The sequence below is a fragment of the Amycolatopsis sp. NBRC 101858 genome (assembly GCF_030269325.1).
Lineage (GTDB): Bacteria > Actinomycetota > Actinomycetes > Mycobacteriales > Pseudonocardiaceae > Amycolatopsis > Amycolatopsis ponsaeliensis.
The window spans coordinates 136,724-154,361 of sequence record NZ_BSTD01000007.1 but is presented as its reverse complement, the minus strand read 5'-3'; the positions used below and the strand labels follow the sequence as shown (position 1 = coordinate 154,361).

Annotated in this window: 20 protein-coding genes and 3 pseudogenes; 14 read left to right on the top strand and 9 right to left on the bottom strand. The window is 68.8% G+C overall.

The features are described from left to right. The first annotated feature begins 139 nt into the window (after positions 1 to 139). The 4 genes from QSK39_RS44230 to QSK39_RS44215 all read left to right on the top strand — a co-directional run bounded on the left by QSK39_RS44230 (position 140) and on the right by QSK39_RS44215 (position 4,080). Positions 140 to 799: a response regulator transcription factor gene (locus tag QSK39_RS44230; RefSeq protein ID WP_285483796.1), complete on the top strand. Its 660-nt coding sequence runs from the start codon at positions 140 to 142 to the stop codon at positions 797 to 799. A 55-nt stretch (positions 800 to 854) separates the two neighbouring features. Continuing rightward, a complete protein-coding gene (locus QSK39_RS44225; RefSeq protein WP_285483795.1) occupies positions 855 to 1,955 on the top strand; it encodes a sensor histidine kinase in 1,101 nt (366 codons plus the stop codon). 203 nt (positions 1,956 to 2,158) lie between these two features. Further along, on the top strand, positions 2,159 to 2,458 hold the full coding sequence (locus QSK39_RS44220) for a winged helix-turn-helix domain-containing protein (RefSeq protein ID WP_502873370.1): 300 nt from the start codon (positions 2,159 to 2,161) through the stop codon (positions 2,456 to 2,458). A 68-nt stretch (positions 2,459 to 2,526) separates the two neighbouring features. Continuing rightward, the gene (locus QSK39_RS44215) at positions 2,527 to 4,080 is read left to right on the top strand and encodes an NF041680 family putative transposase (RefSeq protein ID WP_285483794.1); all 1,554 of its coding nucleotides are present in this window, start codon (positions 2,527 to 2,529) and stop codon (positions 4,078 to 4,080) included. 723 nt (positions 4,081 to 4,803) lie between these two features. On the opposite strand, the gene QSK39_RS44210 is transcribed toward QSK39_RS44215, so the two are convergent. From QSK39_RS44210 to QSK39_RS44195, 4 genes are read right to left on the bottom strand one after another with little or no spacing between them, the layout of a single operon-like run. Further along, the gene (locus QSK39_RS44210) at positions 4,804 to 6,006 is read right to left on the bottom strand and encodes an ABC transporter permease (RefSeq protein WP_285483793.1); all 1,203 of its coding nucleotides are present in this window, start codon (positions 6,004 to 6,006) and stop codon (positions 4,804 to 4,806) included. Next, on the bottom strand, positions 6,003 to 6,692 hold the full coding sequence (locus QSK39_RS44205; protein WP_285483792.1) for an ABC transporter ATP-binding protein: 690 nt from the start codon (positions 6,690 to 6,692) through the stop codon (positions 6,003 to 6,005). Before QSK39_RS44205 ends, QSK39_RS44210 begins: the two co-directional genes overlap by 4 nt. Further along, positions 6,689 to 7,801, bottom strand: a complete 1,113-nt coding sequence (locus QSK39_RS44200; RefSeq protein WP_285483791.1) for a peptidoglycan-binding protein — start codon at positions 7,799 to 7,801, stop codon at positions 6,689 to 6,691. Before QSK39_RS44200 ends, QSK39_RS44205 begins: the two co-directional genes overlap by 4 nt. Next, positions 7,801 to 8,310, bottom strand: coding sequence for a hypothetical protein (locus QSK39_RS44195; protein WP_285483790.1), 510 nt, complete (start codon positions 8,308 to 8,310; stop codon positions 7,801 to 7,803). The genes QSK39_RS44200 and QSK39_RS44195 overlap by 1 nt, the downstream gene beginning before the upstream one ends. A 162-nt stretch (positions 8,311 to 8,472) precedes the next feature. Here QSK39_RS44195 and QSK39_RS44190 point away from each other — a divergent pair, with 162 nt between their 5' ends. The 3 genes and pseudogenes from QSK39_RS44190 (at position 8,473) to QSK39_RS44180 (ending at position 10,048) form a co-directional block, all read left to right on the top strand. Continuing rightward, positions 8,473 to 8,643, top strand: coding sequence for a response regulator (locus tag QSK39_RS44190; RefSeq protein ID WP_285483789.1), 171 nt, complete (start codon positions 8,473 to 8,475; stop codon positions 8,641 to 8,643). Between the two features lie 3 nt (positions 8,644 to 8,646). Then, positions 8,647 to 9,192: pseudogene (locus QSK39_RS44185) on the top strand (acyl-CoA dehydrogenase family protein); the annotation flags it as partial. Between the two features lie 562 nt (positions 9,193 to 9,754). Continuing rightward, on the top strand, positions 9,755 to 10,048 hold the full coding sequence (locus QSK39_RS44180) for a GNAT family N-acetyltransferase (RefSeq protein WP_353051125.1): 294 nt from the start codon (positions 9,755 to 9,757) through the stop codon (positions 10,046 to 10,048). Between the two features lie 223 nt (positions 10,049 to 10,271). Here QSK39_RS44180 and QSK39_RS44175 read toward each other — a convergent pair whose 3' ends face one another. Then, positions 10,272 to 10,757 (bottom strand): ricin-type beta-trefoil lectin domain protein, encoded by a 486-nt coding sequence (locus QSK39_RS44175; protein ID WP_285483788.1) that lies wholly within the window; start codon positions 10,755 to 10,757, stop codon positions 10,272 to 10,274. A gap of 494 nt (positions 10,758 to 11,251) precedes the next feature. On the opposite strand from QSK39_RS44175, the gene QSK39_RS44170 reads away from it, so the two are divergent. The 5 genes and pseudogenes from QSK39_RS44170 to QSK39_RS44150 all read left to right on the top strand — a co-directional run bounded on the left by QSK39_RS44170 (position 11,252) and on the right by QSK39_RS44150 (position 14,360). Continuing rightward, positions 11,252 to 12,295, top strand: a complete 1,044-nt coding sequence (locus QSK39_RS44170) for an ABC transporter substrate-binding protein (RefSeq protein WP_285483787.1) — start codon at positions 11,252 to 11,254, stop codon at positions 12,293 to 12,295. Next, positions 12,295 to 12,869 (top strand): annotated as a pseudogene (locus tag QSK39_RS44165) (iron chelate uptake ABC transporter family permease subunit); the annotation flags it as partial. The gene QSK39_RS44170 and the pseudogene QSK39_RS44165, both read left to right, overlap by 1 nt. Positions 12,870 to 12,974: 105 nt before the next feature. Next, a complete protein-coding gene (locus QSK39_RS53170) occupies positions 12,975 to 13,274 on the top strand; it encodes an iron chelate uptake ABC transporter family permease subunit (RefSeq protein WP_353051124.1) in 300 nt (99 codons plus the stop codon). Then, positions 13,225 to 13,593, top strand: coding sequence for an iron chelate uptake ABC transporter family permease subunit (locus tag QSK39_RS44155; RefSeq protein ID WP_285483784.1), 369 nt, complete (start codon positions 13,225 to 13,227; stop codon positions 13,591 to 13,593). Before QSK39_RS53170 ends, QSK39_RS44155 begins: the two co-directional genes overlap by 50 nt. Beyond that, on the top strand, positions 13,590 to 14,360 hold the full coding sequence (locus tag QSK39_RS44150; RefSeq protein ID WP_285483783.1) for an ABC transporter ATP-binding protein: 771 nt from the start codon (positions 13,590 to 13,592) through the stop codon (positions 14,358 to 14,360). Before QSK39_RS44155 ends, QSK39_RS44150 begins: the two co-directional genes overlap by 4 nt. Here the strand turns inward: QSK39_RS44150 and QSK39_RS44145 are convergent. The 3 genes from QSK39_RS44145 to QSK39_RS44135 are packed head-to-tail and all read right to left on the bottom strand — an operon-like array spanning position 14,357 to position 15,765. Further along, a complete protein-coding gene (locus QSK39_RS44145) occupies positions 14,357 to 14,959 on the bottom strand; it encodes a DJ-1/PfpI family protein (protein WP_285483782.1) in 603 nt (200 codons plus the stop codon). The two genes, QSK39_RS44150 and QSK39_RS44145, sit on opposite strands and share 4 nt — an antisense overlap. A gap of 16 nt (positions 14,960 to 14,975) precedes the next feature. Beyond that, entirely contained in the window at positions 14,976 to 15,146 is a 171-nt protein-coding gene (locus tag QSK39_RS44140) for a KOW domain-containing RNA-binding protein (RefSeq protein ID WP_285483781.1), read from the bottom strand. A 52-nt stretch (positions 15,147 to 15,198) separates the two neighbouring features. After that, positions 15,199 to 15,765 (bottom strand): sigma-70 family RNA polymerase sigma factor, encoded by a 567-nt coding sequence (locus QSK39_RS44135; protein WP_285483780.1) that lies wholly within the window; start codon positions 15,763 to 15,765, stop codon positions 15,199 to 15,201. An 89-nt stretch (positions 15,766 to 15,854) separates the two neighbouring features. Between QSK39_RS44135 and QSK39_RS53165 the strand changes: the two are divergent. Beyond that, positions 15,855 to 15,953: pseudogene (locus tag QSK39_RS53165) on the top strand (zf-HC2 domain-containing protein); the annotation flags it as partial. A 268-nt stretch (positions 15,954 to 16,221) separates the two neighbouring features. Here the strand turns inward: QSK39_RS53165 and QSK39_RS44130 are convergent. Then, positions 16,222 to 16,791 carry a sigma-70 family RNA polymerase sigma factor gene (locus tag QSK39_RS44130; protein WP_285483779.1) on the bottom strand — a complete coding sequence of 190 codons (570 nt, stop codon included), beginning with the start codon at positions 16,789 to 16,791 and terminating at the stop codon, positions 16,222 to 16,224. A gap of 62 nt (positions 16,792 to 16,853) precedes the next feature. On the opposite strand from QSK39_RS44130, the gene QSK39_RS44125 reads away from it, so the two are divergent. Further along, the gene (locus QSK39_RS44125; protein ID WP_285483778.1) at positions 16,854 to 17,585 is read left to right on the top strand and encodes a zf-HC2 domain-containing protein; all 732 of its coding nucleotides are present in this window, start codon (positions 16,854 to 16,856) and stop codon (positions 17,583 to 17,585) included. Positions 17,586 to 17,638 lie beyond the last annotated feature (53 nt).

The window sequence follows — 17,638 nt, the reverse complement described above, 5'->3', positions numbered from 1 at the left end:
GTCTGGGTGGGTAGTGCCGCGGACGCCGAGCAGTCGACCAACCGGTTTGTTCCCGGAACGTTCAGGAAAGTCTTTATGAATCCAGAACAGACGATGTGATTGCCTGGGATCGTCCCAACCTGGTAGAGGAGCAACTCGCATGCGCGTCTTGATTGTCGAAGACGAGCCGTACCTCGCCGACGCGATCCGCATAGGCCTCCGACGCGAGACCATCGCCGCCGACGTCGTCCACGACGGCACCGCCGCTCTGGAGTCGGTCGCCGTCAATGACTACGACGTCGTCGTGCTCGACCGTGACCTGCCGGGCGTCCACGGCGACGAGGTCTGCGCCAGGATCGTGGCCGACTACCCGCGGCTCCGTGTGCTCATGCTGACGGCCGCCCGTACCCTCGGCGAGCGAGTGGCAGGCTTCGAGCTCGGTGCCGACGACTACCTGATGAAACCGTTCGAATTCCCGGAGCTGGTCGCCAGGCTGCGAGCGCTCGAACGCCGCACACAGCCCGCCCGACCGCCAATACTGGAGTCGCACGGCGTCCGGCTGGACGCGTTCCGCCGCGAGGTCTACCGCGAGGGCAGACTGGTCCGGCTGAGCAAGAAGGAGTTCGCTGTGCTGCAGGTCCTCATGAATGCCGACGGTGGAGTGCTGAGCGCCGAGGTGCTGCTGGAGAAGGCCTGGGACGCGAACGCCGACCCGTTCACGAACACGACACGGGTCACCATCTCGAACCTCCGCAAGCGCTTGGGCGAGCCGTGGGTCATCCAGACGGTTCCCAGCGTCGGCTACCGGTTCGGGGCTTGATGTGCGGCCACAGCGCTCGGGGGACCGCAGGCTACCAATCCGAGTCAGGTTGACGTTGAGCTACGCAGGCATGGTCACCGGCTGCGGGGCTGCCTTCACCGCGATCGTCTACCTCTTCATGCGCTTTGTACCGACCTACCTGATCATCGGGGACGTGCAGTCGCCGATACCGATGGAAATGGGACGCACTAGTCCTTCGTCCAACGCGGTGGCGATCACCAGCCCCACCGACTTCCTGGATGTGCTCCTAGCGGTCTCGCTGGTCGCTCTGATGATCCTGGCAATCCTTAGTGGCGTCGTTGGCTGGATCGTTTCCGGTCGGATCATCAAACCGCTCGCGGCCATCAACGCCGCCGCCACTCGCGCCGCGACCGGCGACCTCAACCACCCAGTGGGATTGCAGGGGCCGAGGGACGAGATCCGCGACCTCTCCGACACCTTCGACCGCATGCAGGCATCCCTGCAACGCGCGTTCGCGACCCACCGCCGCTTTGCCGCGAACGCGTCGCACGAACTGCGAACCCCATTGGCGACGACGAAGACAATGATCGACGTGGCGCTGGCCGACCCAGTCTCCAACGCCGACGAACTTCGCGCGCTGGCCGAGCGCGTGCGGGAGGTGAACCAGTCGAGCATCGAGACGGTCGACGCGCTTCTCGACCTCGCGGACGTAGACGGCAGCACGCTAACCGGCGGGCCGGTCGACCTGGCGCCGATCGCCGCCGCTGTCGTGCGCGAGCTCTGGACCGAGGCGAAGTCCGGCGACATAGATCTACCCGCGCCAGTCGGCGCGACGACCGCCGTGGGCGACCCTGTGCTGATCCGCCAGGCCATCTCGAACCTCGCCCGCAACGCCGTTCGCCACAATCGACCTGGGGGCAGCGCGAGCGTGAGACTCTCGGCCCACAACGGATCCGCGCGCGTCACGGTCACGAACACCGGCCCACTTGTGTCCCCGGCGTCCCTGGAATCACTCACCGAGCCATTCGTCCGGGGCACGGGCCGCACGCTTACTCGAAGATCGGGCCACGGGCTCGGGTTGGCGATCGTGTCCGGAGTGGCCTTGGCGCACGACGGCACACTTCGACTCAACCCCAACCCCGATGGCGGCCTGACAGTACACCTCGACCTTCCGCACGCCGTGCCCACGAACTAGGACGGGTGCTGGCACGGTCCGCAGCCAGGGTGAGTGCAGTGCCCCGCCGAGTTCATAGACCATAGTTACGCCCGACGTGGGTCCGCCGTGCCGCCGGTGTGGCGTCACAAGGACATTGTGCTCGACTTGGCGCACCGGCAGGTCACTCGCAGCGGCCGCAGTGTCCCGTTGTCGAACAAGGACTTCGGCAGCTTTCCATCCTGATGGCCGCGAACGGCGCGCTCGTCGGCGCCGAGGAGTTGCTGCGTTTGGTGTGGGACGAGCACGCGGATCCGTTCACCAACGCGGTCCGGCTGGCCATGTCTCGCCTCCGGTCGAAGCTCGGCGAGCCCCGGTCATCGCCACGCTGCCCGGCGTCGGCTACCGGACGCCAGGCCCGGCATGGCGGGCTGCCTCACCCTGCGCTGGTGGCCCGCCCTGATGCACACACCGGTGTCTTCATAGCCATGGCTGCCCCATCGCCGCGTCCCGGCTATGCGCGTAGCTTGGTCGAGCACCGGTAGAGGCCTGTCGTGGCTTGCCGCCCGGACGCGATGAACGCGCCCTAGCTTGAGTTTTAACGTTTGAGTGGTTGGCGGGACCCCTGTCGATCATGAGTGAAGCCCTTGGTCGATCATTCCTTCTTGCGACAGATGGAAGATCGAACCAAGGGCTTCAGTTGATCAGTGTGCATCATGCCGGCGACGTCGGCGTGGCCGGGGAGCTCTTGGCATTGCGGCAGGAGTTCTACCGCTGTCTGACCCGTCGGGCGGACGCGTTGTTCGAGTTGACCGACGCGGTGTTGTGCGCGGACGGGCCAGTACGGTCGGTCGCGGAGCTGTCCCTGGCCAGTGAGCACCGCCGAGGGCATGGCAGCGGCTATGCCGCGCTGGCCCGAGGTCGGGTGGACATCAACCGGCTGCGCACCGCACTGACCGCGGTTTCACCGCCACGGGCCGCCGCCGGGCGGCTGGTGCTGGCGGTGGATGTGACCTGCTGGCTGCGGCCCGAGGCACACACTTGCTCGCAGCGGATCCTGTGTCACACCTACGGCCGCGGCAAGGACCAGCACATGATGGTGTCGGGCTGGCCCTACTCCGTCGTCGTCGCCCTGGAAACAGGACGCCATTCATGCACTGCGCCGCTGGACGCGGTCCGGCTCACACCCGGCGACAACGCCGCGAGCGTGACTGCCCGGCAGATCCGTGATGTCGTGGGCCGCCTGATCGCGGCCGGGCACTGGCGGCCGGGAGACCCGGACATCTTGCTGGTCGCCGATGCCGGCTACGACGGTCCCCGCCTGGCTCACGTGCTGGCCGATCTTCCGATCACCGTGCTGGTGCGGATGCGCACCGATCGGGTCCTGCACCGCCCGGTTCCGCTGCAGCCGCTCGGCACGATGGGCAGACCCCGACGCCACGGCGACGAGTTCGCCTTCGGCGACCCGAATACCTGGGGCGAGCCGGATGTCACCATCGACGCCACGACCCGGCTCTACGGTCCCGCGCTGATCCGGGCCTGGGACCGGCTGCACCCACGGCTGACCCACCGCATCGCCTGGGCCGGCCACGACGGCCCTTTGCCGATCATCGAGGGCACCGTGATCCGGCTGCAGGTCGAGCGCCTGCCTTCCGGCGCGATCCCGAAACCCGTGTGGCTCTGGCATTCCCGCACCAGTCTCGATCACGCCGAGGTCGATCTGGCCTGGCAGGCGTTCCTGCGCCGGTTCGACATCGAGCACACCTTCCGCATGCTCAAGCAAACCCTCGGCTGGACCACCCCGAAACTTCGCTCGCCCGAGGCAGCCGACCGCTGGACCTGGCTACTTCTCATCGCCTACACCCAGCTGCGCCTGGCCCGCGACCTCACAGCGGATCTGCGCCGCCCCTGGGAGAAACCCCGACCAGCGGGCCGGCTCACCCCAGCGCGGGTCCGTCGGGGTTTTCGGAACCTACGTCCACAGCTCGCCTGTCCGGCGGGTGTCCCGAAACCCTCACGGCCCGGCCCTGGACGTCCCGCCGGAACACCCAATCAACGACCCGCGTCACGCCATGACGTCCATACCGTCACCAGCACGAACACCCGAAAATCCAAGCATGGCAAGAACACCAGGTCGCGCAACCCACGACCCCGCCGAACAGGTTGAAACTCAAGCTTGCAGGGGCGGGTAAGTCTTGGGGGTGACGTTCGGAGACACATGTGTTCAGTGCCTTACGGTTGCTTGTCCGAAGTGGACTGATGAGGCCTCAGCCGGTAAGGCGGCCCGTCGATACCGACCACCGTCGTCCGATACAATAATTGGTCCGGCATCGCGAAGAGTCACGGGTCGGTGAGCGTCTTGATTCAGCCGCCGAAGTTTTCGGTGGAGGCTAGCGCGACCGACTTTCGTGCCCGCCGAGCACGCACTTCGGAATTGCCCGTGGTGAGTTAGGCGCGATGACCGACTGCGCGCGGGTTCGGTGGTGCCGTCGATGAGCCGTACCGCGCCAGCGTGGGTGGCCACGATCCAGAGCAGCATTCTTCGAGTATTCCGCGATCCGTTCTGGCCTCGTGCCGCGCGGACCACCAGTCGGCGACTCCGTCGACTGGTGGTCCGGCACCCGTGATAGTGAAGCACGGCTCGGTATCCGCGGCGTGCTCGACGCTCCGCGCCACAGCGTTGATCCAGCTGACCGGCGACGCTGAGGAACGAGGTGAGTTCGAGAAGTATTGCGCACTGACCCGAACGGATAGCCATCCGGACCCAGCCCAGGTGGCGGTCCGGCCGAGGAGATGGTCAGGCACCGTACCTCGCCGAGGTCGCCGTCAACGATGACTGAGCGTGCTTCGGCGATGGCTCATCTGTTCTTGTCCGGCGTCGATTACTCCGTCACGCGTTGAGGGCAGCGGTGGGCGGGGTGCGCGCCGCCCGGACTGAAGGGTAGAAGCCGGCCACCGCGCCGATCACGAGTGTCGCAGTGAGGGCTGCCGCGATCGTCTCTGCGGGCAGAGTGAACGGCCATTCGTTGACTAGCGCCAACGCCCCGGTTACCCCCGCGCCGAGGCCGCACCCGAAGGCACCGCCGAGCGCGGAAAGCAACAGCGCTTCGCCCAGGAACTGCACGAGTATGTGCCACTTTGTCCCGCCGAGCGCCCGGCGCAACCCGATCTCACGCCGCCGTTCAAGCACCGAGATAACCATCGTGTTCGCGACGCCGATTCCGCCGACGAGCAGCGCGACCGACCCGAGCCCGATCAGGAGGCTGGTGAACGCCTGATTGGCGGCGCTGCGAGCGGCGAGCGCGTCGGAGGGTCGCGAGACCTCGACCTGGTCCGATGCCTGCGGGGAGACCGTCGGACCGATCAGGGTCCGGACTCTGTCGACCGCGTCGTTCGCCGACCGTTCGTAGACAGTCGTCGGGCTGCCGTCAAAGCCGAACAGTCGCTTCGCCACCGGCGCGCCGATCAGCGCCGCGCGATCGAGTTCCGGGACGAGGGCGACGGGGTCGAGGATGCCGACGACGGTGAAGTACATGCCGCCGAGCCACACCTGGGTGCCCGGAGTGACGACGCCGAGGCGTTCGGCGGCGCTGTGCCCGAGAACGACGGCGGGGTAGCCGACGGTGGCGGGGTTCAGCCATCTGCCGGCCCGGATGCTGCCCGACACCGCGGCGAGCAGCGACTGGTCGGCGACCGTCGTCGAGAGCCCGCCGGTCTCCGCGGGGTCGGACAGTGGGCTACGGTATACCGGCTCCGAGAGCGTCGCGGTGCTGCTCGACGACTCGACGCCGGCGATCCGGCCGATCTTGCCGACCGTGTCGGGCGGCAGCTTCGCGCTCTGGCCCAGCAGATTCTTGCCTGCCGAGGCGGTCAGCAGGTTGGTGCCGAGCCGATCCAGCTCGGCGTTCAGGCGAGCCTGGCTCGACGTCGAAATCCCGACGACGGCTACCATCGCCGCGATCCCGATCGCAATGCCCAGCGCGGACAGGATTGCGCGCATCGGACGGGCACGCAGCCCGGTGGTGCCGAGCCGGAGCACGTCGCGGCCGAGCAGACGGGAACGGAACCGCGGCGGGGCGATCGCGACGCTCATGAGACCACCGCCTCGGCCGAGTCCGCGACCACGTGACCGTCCCGGATTGCGATACGCCTCGGTAGCCCCTCGGCCAGCTGGGTGTCGTGGGTAATGACGACGACTGTCGTGCCTTGCTCGTTGAGGTCGTAGAGCAGCTCGACGATGGCCGCGCCTGACGCCGAGTCGAGGTTGCCGGTCGGCTCGTCGGCCAGCAGCAACGGCGGATCGCCGACGACCGCCCGGGCGATAGCCACGCGCTGGCGCTCGCCGCCGGAGAGCTGGTTCGAGCGGTGCCCGAGCCGGTGCCCGAGGCCGACGCGGTTCAGCGCGGTGAACGCGCGTCGCCGGCGTTCGGCCCGCGGAACTCCGGTGTAGAGGAGGCCGTCCGCCACGTTGTCGATCGCCGTCACGCCCTCGGCGAGGTGGAACTGCTGGAACACGAAGCCGATCCGGTGCGCGCGCAACGCGGACAGGGCACGGTCGCCGAGGGCGTCCACGGCTTGCCCGTCGATACGGGCGGTACCCGTCGTGGGGCGGTCGAGGGTACCGATGATGTTCAGCAGGGTGGACTTTCCGGATCCACTGGGCCCGACGATCGCGACGAACTCACCGCGACCGACGGTGAGCGAGACTCCGGCGCACGCGAGCACGGGGGGTTCGCCGTAGGACCGCTGGACATCCGCCAGCTCGATGATCGCGTTCATCGGTTCGGCACCACCACTCGCTGGCCGGGGTGGACGCCCGCGCCGGAGATCTCCACGCGCCCACCGGCGAAGAGCCCGACTTTCACCGGGACCTGCCGGGTCGTCTGGTCCTCGTCGACGACTTCGACTCCGTATTGCTGTGGGGTGATCGCCAGTAACGCGCCGATCGAGACGGAAAGGACGTTCTGCCGTCGATCGCTGGGGATCTCGACGGTCACCGACGCCTCTTGAAGGGGTCCTGCCGCAGCCGGATCATCGAGCGCGACGACGACCGGGATGACGGTTTCCTTCTGGTCGCCTGATCCGTTGCGTTCGGTCGGTGCGCCGACGGAGACCATGGTCCCGGCGGTCGTGGCGCCGTCGGGCAGGTCCAGGGTGACCTTCGTGCCAGGGACCGCGAGCTGCTGGCTGGCGAGCTTGATCGTCGCGTCGACGATCCGGGTTGTGGCAGTTGTGTCGAACAGTTCACCGCCGGGTCCGGCCTGGTCGCCGAGGTGTGCCTTGACCGTGCCGATCCGGAGGTCACCCGCGGAGAACAGGACAGAACCGAGCGGCAGACGCCCGGTGCTTTCGAGGCCGTTGGCCTTCTGCCAGCGCTTGATCGCCTCGGTCGTGGCCGCGGTGAACACGTCATCGGGGTTCTGTCGGAAGTAGCCGAGGCCACGCAGGCTCTCTTCCAGCTCCAGAACGTCAGGTCCCCGGTCCATCCCGTCGGCGAATTCGCGCCAGGCCGGCAGGCCGCCGCGCATCCGGAACACCGGCACGTTGTCGACGGCGTAGAGCTTGCCGCCCAGGGGCACGACCGCGCCGGGGGCCGGCACCCAGGTGACGATCCCACCTCGACCAGCCTGGATCGGGCGGCCGTCTGCGTACCGGAGGGTGCCGGAGACGCTCGTGCTGCTCGCGAGGTCACCCTGCACGATCTGGTCGGTAGCCCCGGTGAACGCCGATGCGGCTCCGGCGCCGTGGCCACCGGTCCGGTTCGCCACGATCATGGCGACCACAGCGCCGACCGCGGCAACGACAACGATGACCAGCCCGGCCACGAGCCGGCGCCGGCGAGGCGCTTGCCCGGTCTCGGTCGTCGGCTGTTCGGCGACTTCGGACATCAGTTGCCCCCGCTGGCGCGTCCGACGATCCCGTTGGGCGCACAGGTCTTCTGGACATCGTCCGGGGTATTCGGCGGTATGACCACGGGCGAGCTCGCAGTCGGATCCTGGACGTTCACGCCGTGCTCGCGCAGACATTGGGCGATCTTCAGTTGGTCGGCCAGCAGTTGCTCGTCGGACTTCGCGGCGCCCGTGCCCTGTGGGGCGGGTGGCGGAGTACCCAGTTTGGCCCGGCACTTCTTCGCCGCCTCGGTGAACGCAGCCTTGTCCCCGCCTCCGTCCAGCTCCTGCACGCCGCCGGACGGGTCGCGCATATTGACGCCCTGCTCGCGCATGCACGAGGCGAACGCAAGCTGGAACTCGTCGAACGAGTGGAACGCCGGCTTCCCGGTCGACGCTGGCGAGTTCGACGAAGTCGGCGTGTCGCTGGTCGCGCCGCACGCGCCCAGCAGGGCGAGCAGCAGGAGGGCCGCGGCGGCGGCGAGCGTCTCGGTCCAGCGTTGGTTCATAGGTTGCTCCTTCGGAGTCCGGGCCGCGACGGTTCCGCCGCGGGTGCCGCATATTCGAGCAACCGCGGGGTTGGGTACACGTTCAAGAAATCCTTTATGGTCGGGAAACCTCCGGTGTGAGCGACTGGGGCGCACCCGAACAGCCTGGGGTGAGGTCACCACATGCGCGTCCTGATCGTCGAAGACGAGCCGTACCTCGCGGATACAATCCGTACCGGCATGCGCCGCGAAACCATCGCCGCCGGCGTGGTCTGCGACGGACGCGCCGTTCTGGAGTCGGTTGCCGTCACCGACCACGACGTGGTCGTGCTAGACCGATTGTCGCGAGCCTGATTCTCGCCGAGGGCGTCGGTGACTTCGGAACTGAGCCTCGACGAGGTGCGATTGCGCGCGGAAGCGGTGCTGCCGGAGATGTCTTCCCTGCGGGGGCCGCTGTCGTGCCTGAACGAAGCTCGGTACGGAATCGTGTGGGGCGCCGCCGGTGCCGCGCGCGCCTGCCTCGAGGCCGCCCTCGAGTACAGCATCAGCCGGGTTCAGTTCGGCAGGCCGATCCGAAGCTTCCAGCTGCAGCAGCAGAAGCTCGCGACGATGGCGCTCGAAGTCAACCGGGCGACCCTTATGTCGCTGCATTTGGGCCGGATGAAGGACGCGGGGCTGCTGCGACCGGAGCACGTGAGCATGGGCAAGCTCGGCAACGTCAACGCCGCGCTCGACGTCGCGCGTACCGCGCGTCAGATTCTCGGCGCCAACGGCATCACACTGGAGTAACCCGTGACTCGCCACATGACGAACCTCGAGTCGGTCGTGACCTACGAGGGCACAACCGACGTGCACGCGCTCGTGGTCGGCGGGGGGCTGACCGGTCTGTCCGCGTTCCGCTGAGCGCGGCCGGCGGTGCCGCCGGGGGTCCTGATGTCCCCACGTTCACAGGCGTGGCGGACCGACGACCGAACCGGCGGCATCGCGCAGCTGGTCGAGAAGTGCGTCCAGGACTGGTGGCAGGCGAGGACGGATCGACTGTCATCGTCGGCGGGTGACGGCTTCACGAAGGCCCAGGCCGCTTATGGGGCTGGCCAGACTGCAGCCTGCAAGTAGATCCGCCGCAACCAACGGGAGCATCGGATGTCCTCACCCATACGACCTGTCGCGGAATCAATCGCCGATCGTCGCCGAGCACAGAAAGTCGAGCGTCTCGCGCCGGGAAACGTAAGGCGTTCCAGCAACGCAGCCGGCGTCTTCTATGGGGGCGCGTCGCGTTGACTATCGCCTGATGCGTAGCCGGAAGTAGCGGGCGTGGTCCTCGCGGAGGCCTCAGGTAACGGCGACGATAGTCATACGCTGTGACGCATGGCTGGCCGTCTCAGGGGCACCTGGATGTGCCCGAGATGCCGTTGCTCTCCCATCGGAGCGTCGCCTCTCCTGGTGCAAACTACACTGACGGGCGCTGGCGGGACGAATCGAACTCCATCTCGACGGCACCGAGGTTGGCGCAATAACGACAAGCCTGTGCGGAAGGTGCCGGACGGCCACCCTCGCCTACGTCCACGTCGCCGCGGAGTATCGGCGTCTGGGCTTCGGTCGCACGCTGGTGGCGGCCGCGGTGGCCCGGGCGCCGTCCTACCGGTGGACGGCTCCACTGCCGGACGGCCCGGTGGCGCAGTCGTTCCGCGCCCGGATTGCCATGCGCAGGGCCGGTCTGTCCTGTGTCCACGCCGGTGTCTCGGAGCGCGGACGATGAACTCCAAGGAGGCGACCGCGCTCTGATGCGCGGGAAGCACGCGCCACCTCGACCGCATCCGCCGCGCAGAGGGTGCAGCCCTGGCGGCTGCCTGCGATGCTCAGCCGGTCTGGCTGAAGTCGCAGGCTGCGGAGCCTGCCGCCAACCGCGGCTTAGGGGTCACCGTAGTGTTCGCCGACTGCTTGGCCGCGGCGAACACTACGGCTCGATCAACGTCCCACTGCTAGCGCATCGCCCATGCTGCCGCCGGCACGTTGCAGGGCCCCACGTCGACGTTGGTCCCGGCCCTGGTCAGGCAGACGTTGGGATCGGCGTACGACCTGATGACCAGGCTGCCGGTTCGGCCCTGCACCAACCAGTACACCTGGCTGTTGGCGGAGTTGCAGTAGTCCAGTGTCACCGCCGAGCCGACCTTCACGATGCAGAGGACTTCTCCATAGCTGTAGAGGATGGACTTCGTGTTCCAGCCGTCGTAACGCCACTGCTGGAACTTTCCACCGTTGCAACCGGTGGTGTACACCTCGCTGACCGGTCGGTTGTTGTAACCGTCCAGGCAACCACTGCCTGACGGCGTCACGAAGTTGACGCCTGCGCCTACGGCAGCGGCGGGCGTGGCCGCAGCGACCATCCCGGCAGCCGACACCACCGTGGCCACGATCGCGCCGACCATCCTTTGGCGGCTTCTCGCCGTCGCGTTGTTCATCAGCATCGCCCTCTCCCTTGATCTCACGGCTTGACCTGGAGCCGCGATCCGAACACGCGCGGGCCGTAGGACCGGTTTACCTTCTCGACCGGGTCAATCGCACGCGTCATCGGCCTGCCGACTCTGTGTGGATCGGTCCGGAAGGAACAGGTGTCGTGCGGACTCGGCCGCTGCTGTATGTGAGAAATTCACGACTGCGAGCCCAAACGAGTGAACGTCCTTAGTGAAGACAAGTATCTCTTTCATGTTTCGGTGGTCGTCGCTAGTGCTCTGTCCATGAACGTTGGCCGGTTTGGTGACACGCCGGTCAGCGTTCGGGGCTGGTGATCGGGTTGCGGTCAGGCTGTGTGGATGGCAGATCCAGTCCGGGTGCGCAGGCTGACTGATCGTGAGGGTCAGCGGCTGCAGCAGATCGTGCGAAGAGGGACCGAATCGGGCTCACGTCCGACTACTTCTCCGTGAGCCGTCACCGGGCGGCCGAGGCACGGAGGAGTTCCCTGGTGAATAGGCGGTTCGCGGCGGTCGCCGCAGCAGTCGTCGTGCTGGCCGGGTGCGGCGGGCCGAGTGGCACGAGCAGCTCGAACGCGGGTGCGGACGCTGGCTACGGCACCCGCACGGTGACTGACTGCACCGGCACGAAGTCGACGTTCACCGCCGCGCCCACCCGGGTCGCGGCGGTCACGACCAGCGTGCTGGAGTTCCTGCTGCGGTTGGGGCTGAAGGACAAGATCGTCGGTGCTCAGGCCGTCGCGCCCGGCGCGTTCCCGGCGGACCTGCAGAAGATCGCCGATGGTCTCCCGAAGCTCGGTGGCGAGTACGTGCCGGGCAACTTCGTCCCGGTCCAGCGGGAGCAGCTGCTGTCGGCGAACCCGGACTTCGTCGTCGGTGGCTGGCCGTCGAACTTCGACACCACCAAGGGTGCGCTGTCGCAGGCCGAGCTGGCGCAGCGGCACCTCAACTCCTACTTCGCGCTCGCCGCGTCGTGCACCCGGACCGCGCCGGTCACCGATCTCTCGGTCACCTACCAGGACATCGACAACTACGGCACGATCTTCGACACCAAGAACTCCACCGACGCGATGGTGAACCAGATGAAGAGCACCGTCGCCGAAGTTCAGGGCAAGATCAAGGACGCACCACGACCGAAGGTGTACTCCTACAGCTTGGAAGACGGCGCCGGGAAGGCCTACGCCGTCGGCAACCAGAACCTGTCCAACGCGATCATCACCCAAGCCGGTGGGAAGAACATCTTCGACGACGTCAACGCGGTTTACCAGGACGTCAGCTGGGAAGAGGTCGTCGCCCGCAACCCGGACGTCATCGTCCTGGAGGCGTTCGGCAAGGGCACGCAGGCCGAATTCGACCAAGCGATCGCCAAAGCGGAAGCCTCCTTCACCGGCAACCCCGCATTGCAGAACGTGACGGCGGTGAAGAACCGCCGGTTCGTCCCGGTGCTGGCGGAGACGTACTACCTCGGCGGCACCCGCAACGCCGAGGCCGTCGCGGCGCTGGCGAAGGCCCTGCACCCGGACGCGTTCAAGTAGTGACCGGCACCCTGACGCGGCGGGCGAAACCGCGGACCGGGCTGGTGCTCGGTGGTCTGACGGTCGTGGGAATCGTGCTGTGCGTGGTCGCGATCGGCATCGGCACGGCGTTCATCAAGCCGACGACGGTCGCCGAGATCCTCACCTACCGCGTGACCGGCCTCGGCGACCCGGCCCACTGGAGCCTGACGCAGGACGACATCGTGTGGAACCTGCGTCTGCCGCGCGTTTTGCTCGCGATCCTCGTCGGCGCGGCACTGTCGGTAGTCGGCGTGGTGGCGCAGGCGGTGATGCGCAACCCGCTCGCGGACCCGTACGTGCTCGGCATCTCCTCGGGGCCGCGTTCGGCGCGGTGGCGTGGCTCGTACTCGGCGCCTCGGCTTTCGGCGGCGTGTCAGTCGGGGTCGCGGCGTTCGCCGGGGCGATGGCGGCGCTGCTGGCGGTGGCCGCCTTCGTGCGGTTCACCGGGTCGTTCTCCTCCAGCCGACTGGTGCTGGCCGGCATCGTGATCGGCGCCGGGTTCACCGGGCTGACGAACTTCATGATCTTCCAGGCGCGCGACGTCGGCACGACCAACTCGTCGCTGTTCTGGATCCTGGGCAGCCTTTCCGGCGCGCGGTGGGACCAGCTCACCCTGCCGCTGGCCGCGTTCGGCGGCGCGGTCGCCGCGGCGCTGGCGGTGTTCGGGTTTTCCCGCTCGGCCGGCCGAATTCAGGCCGGGCGCATGGTGATGACCGGCATCGCCGTCGGCCAGCTGCTGTCAGGAGTCATCTCGTTCCTGTTGCTGCGCACGCACGACGTCGACGCGCAGCAGCAGATTCTGTTTTGGATCCTCGGCAGCCTGGCCGGTGCGCAGTGGCCGTTGGCATTGACCTGCGCGGGGGGTCGTCCTGGTACTGGTCGTGGTTTCGGGAGCGGGGGCCGGCCGGTTGAACCTTCTGGTGCTCGGCGACGACGGCGCCGCGGCACTCGGGCTTGACGCCGCGCGTGCCCGCGCCGTGCTGCTGGTGATCGTCGCGTTGCTGACCGGGACCGTCGTCGCGGTGTCGGGCAGCATCGGGTTCATCGGGCTGATCGTGCCCAACCTGACCCGGCTGCTCGTCGGGGCCGACCACCGTCGCGCGCTGCCGGTGACGGCGCTGCTGGGAGCGCTGGTGATCGTCTGGGCCGACACCGCCGCCCGGCTGGTGCTCGCACCGACCGAGCTCCCGATCGGCATTCTCACCGCGGCCATCGGGGTCCCGCTCTTCCTGGTGATCCTGCGCCGCAGCGCGGCGGGAACGGTGGGCCTGTCGTGAAACTCGTCTTCGACGGCATCGCCGCCGGCTACACCGAAGTCCCGGCGGTCCACGACGTCACGCTGACGATCGCGCCCGGTGAGTTCGTCGCGGTGGTCGGACCGAACGGCGGCGGGAAGTCCACTTTGCTCAAGACCGTCTACCGTGCCCTGCGGCCGCGCGTGGGTGCTGTGCTGCTCGGAGGTGAGGACGTCTGGACGGCCCGGCACCGCGACGTCGCGCGCCGGGTCGGCGTGCTCGGTCAGGACCAGGCCGGCGGCTACGACTTCACGGCGCGCGAAGCGGTCCGGCTTGGCCGGTACCCGCACCTTGGTGCGTTCGACCGGCTCACTGCGGCAGACGAGACTGTCGTGTCGGAGGCGCTGGAACGCACGGGCGCCATGGGGTTCGCGGACCGTCCATTGTCCACATTGTCCGGTGGAGAACGCCAGCGCGTTCTGCTCGCCCGGGCCTTGGCCCAGCAGCCGGAGCTGCTGGTGCTGGACGAGCCGACCAACCACCTCGACCCGGCGCACCAGATCTCCGCGCTGAGCCTGGTCTCCTCGCTCGGTGTCACGGTCGTGGCGGCGCTGCACACTTTGGACCTCGCGGCCCGGTACGCCACGACGATCGTCGCGCTGAAGGCGGGCACGATCGCCGCGGCTGGGCCACCCGCCGAGGTGCTGACCGAGGCCGTCTTCCGTGACGTGTTCGAAGTGGACGGAAGTGTCGTTCCCGACCCGGTCGACGGACGGCCCCGCGTACTGCTGCGCGAGCTGAGTTCTTAGGCGGGGGCGAACGGATCCCACGCCGGGTCGGCGTGCACCTCGAGCTCGAGGAAGTCGGTGACCTTCTTGGCGACGTCGTTGCCGTGCAGGTGCCGGATGAGCGCGGCGGTCATGTCCATGCCCGCGGCCACCCCCGACGAGGTCCACCTGTTCCGGTCCTCGACCCACCGTGCCCGCCGCACCCACTCGACGTGCTCGCCCTGCGTTGCCACCCAGTCGAACGCACGTTTGTTGGATGTCGCCCGGTAGCCGTCGAGCAAGCCCGCGGCGGCGAGCAGCGCCGAGCCCGTGCACACGGAGGTGACGAGCGGCGCCGGGCCCGCGTAGCCGGTCAGCCACGTGAGGAACTCCGGGTCCCGCACCAGCGTCCGGGTGCCGATGCCACCCGGGACGAGGATGATGTCGGGCTCGGGCGCGTCGTCGCGGCGGTCGGTCACCGACACGCTGGTGCCTTGCGAGCTGGCCACCGGTTCGTGGCCCGGGCCGATGAACCGCAAGTCGAACAGGTCCGGGACGGTGCCCAGCAGGTCGACCGGGCCGAACACGTCCAGCAGTTGGAAGCCGTCGAACAGGATGACGCTGACCGTTCGTTTCGCCATCGCCAGAGCCTATCGGTCAGCCAGAGAACTTCTCCAGTTCGTGGGCCGGGAAGTAGTTCTGGGTGACCGCGTCGACCCGCACGAGGTACTTGTTCCGCTTGTCGTCGAAATGGACGATCGTGCCCACATTTCCCGTCATCGTCTTACCGGTGATCCGGACGGTCTGACCTACTTCGAACGCATCCATGACGATCATCGTAGTGAGTCGAGCAGCCGGCGCCACCGGGCGAGAAACCCGATCAGATGACGTTCCCCTGCTCGTCCCGCGCAGCCAGGAGGTCTTCACGGGCGCGGGCGACGCGGGAGCGGACGGTCCCGACCGGACAGTCGCAGACGTCGGCGGTCGCGGCGTAGGAGTAGCCGAGGACCTGGGTCAGGATGATCGCTTCGCGGCGTTCGGGGTCGAGCTGGTCGAGCAGCAGCCCCAGTTCGACGAGCTCTTCGAACCCGGCGCCAGCGCGGCGGGCGGACTCCGTTTCGGCGGCGCCTTCCCAGTCCTGTGTGGACGCCCGGGGCCGGATGGAACGCGCGCGGAAGTGGTCGACGACGGCGTTGCGGGCGATGGACAGCAGCAACGTGTGCGACGACGAGCGCCCCGCGAACCGGGCGGGTGCCGTGACCGCCCGGGCGTAGGTTTCCTGCGTGAGGTCGTCGGCGACGTTCGTGTCCGTGAGGTGTGCGATGAACCGCCAGACAACTGCCTGGGTGGCGCGGATCCACGCTTCGAAGGCGCGCTCGTCGCCGCGGGCAGCGTCCAGGGCGAGCGCGGTGATTCGCTCGTCGTCGCGGTCTCTGCCGGTCGTCACGAGCCGAACCGTAGCCGACCCACCGGGTGCCCGGGACCGCCTCTCGGGTGGCGGGGAACCGCATCGCCCTCCCAGCCGACTTCTCCGGTATGGACTGTCAGCGCATCCGGGAGGCGCCGTCGGCCATGGCCGACGGCGAGGCGGCTCCCGGCGAGGAAGCGGTGGCCCGGCGGCACCTCGCACGATGTCCGGCCTGCCGGGCCGCGGTCGCGCGGATGGCCGCGGTCACGCGGTCGCTGCGGGTCCGTCCGGCCGCGCCGTGCCGGGACTTGCTTCCCGCTCTGCTGGCCACCCTGCGATGCGCAGCGGGTCGGCACCCCACGGCGGCCGAGCTGCGTGCCGGAGCACGTGGTCGTCTGGCGCGTGGGCGCCACGCACTGTGGCTGTGCGACCGGCTGCGATTGCGGCTGCCAGGCCGGCCGCGCCTGTCGGTGCCAAGTCTTCGTGGCGTGCTGATCAGCCGATGGCGTCGCGCTGGTCCCGGGCCGCCAAGAGGTCTTCGCGAGCCCGGGCGACGCGGGAACGGATGGTGCCGATGGGGCAGTCGCACACCTCGGCGGCTTCGTCGTAGGAGTAGCCGAGCAGCTGGGTGAGGACGATCGCTTCGCGACGTTCGGGGTCGAGCCCGTCGAGCAGCAGGCCCAGCTCCACGACGTCTTCGAAGCCCGCGCCCGTCGTCCGCCGGGCCGACTCGGCTTCGACGGCGGACTCCCAGTTCTGCCCGTCGGACCGGGGCCGGGCGGACCGCGCACGGAAGTGGTCGACGGCCACCCGGCGGGCGATGGACAGCAGCCACGTCCGGGCGGACGAGCGCCCGACGAAGCGCGCCAGCGCGGTGACCGCCCTGGCGTAGGTCTCCTGGGTGAGGTCGTCGGCCACGCCGGACCCGGCCAGGTGCGCGATGAACCGCCACACGTCGGCCTGGGTCGCGCGGATCCAGCCTTCGAAGGCGTGCTGGTCGCCGCGGGCGGCGTCGAGCGCGAGCGCGGTGATCCGCTCGTCGTCGCGGTCCCTGCCGGTGGTCACGAACCGACACGGTAGCCGACACCGGTGGGAACTCCGGCGGCCCGGTGGCCGACCATTGGAGTGTGAACTGCTCTGACTTGCGCGAATCGCTCTCGGCCCGGATCGACGGGGAGCAGCCCGTGGTGGCCGCCGACGTCCTCGACCGCCACCTGGCCGGCTGCCCCGCGTGCCGGGCCTGGCAGGAGGAGGCGACCGCCCTGCGCCGCGCGACCCTGGTCCGGAAAGCGCCGCGAGTCCCGGACCTCACGGCGCGGATCCTGGCCGAGGTGCCCGCTCCCCGGCCCCAGCGGTGGGGCCTGCGGCTGGCCCTCGGTCTGGTGGCGCTGGTGCAGAGCGGCCTCGGGCTGGCCGAGCTGCTGGGCACCGACGTCGGCCACGCCGCGCACGGCGGGCTGGTCGCCGCGGCCCATCTCGGCAACGAGAGCGCGGCCTGGAACGTCGCCGTCGGCATCGGGCTTTTGTGGGCCGCGCTGCGCCCGGCGGCCGCTGCCGGTCTCCTGCCCGCCCTCGCCGGGTTCGTCGTGGTGCTCGGCATCGTTTCGGGCGTCGACCTGTCGACCGGGCAGGTCGCACTCGACCGGGTGGCCACCCACGGGCTCGTCCTCGCCGGCGTCATCCTGCTCTTCGCGGTGCGGCGGCAGCACGCGCGGATGCCGGCGCCCCCGTCGGCCGATCGCGTGCCCGGCTCGGGCGGGTTCGGGACCGGCCGCGCCGGTGGCGTGCCCGGCGATGCGCCGGGGCGTCCGCAGGGGCGCCGGTTCCCTCAGCTGCCCACCGGAAAGCGGGCGGCCTGAACCCCGGCGGGAACCGAACGGGCCCGGCAGCCGACTACCGGAAGAGGGGATCC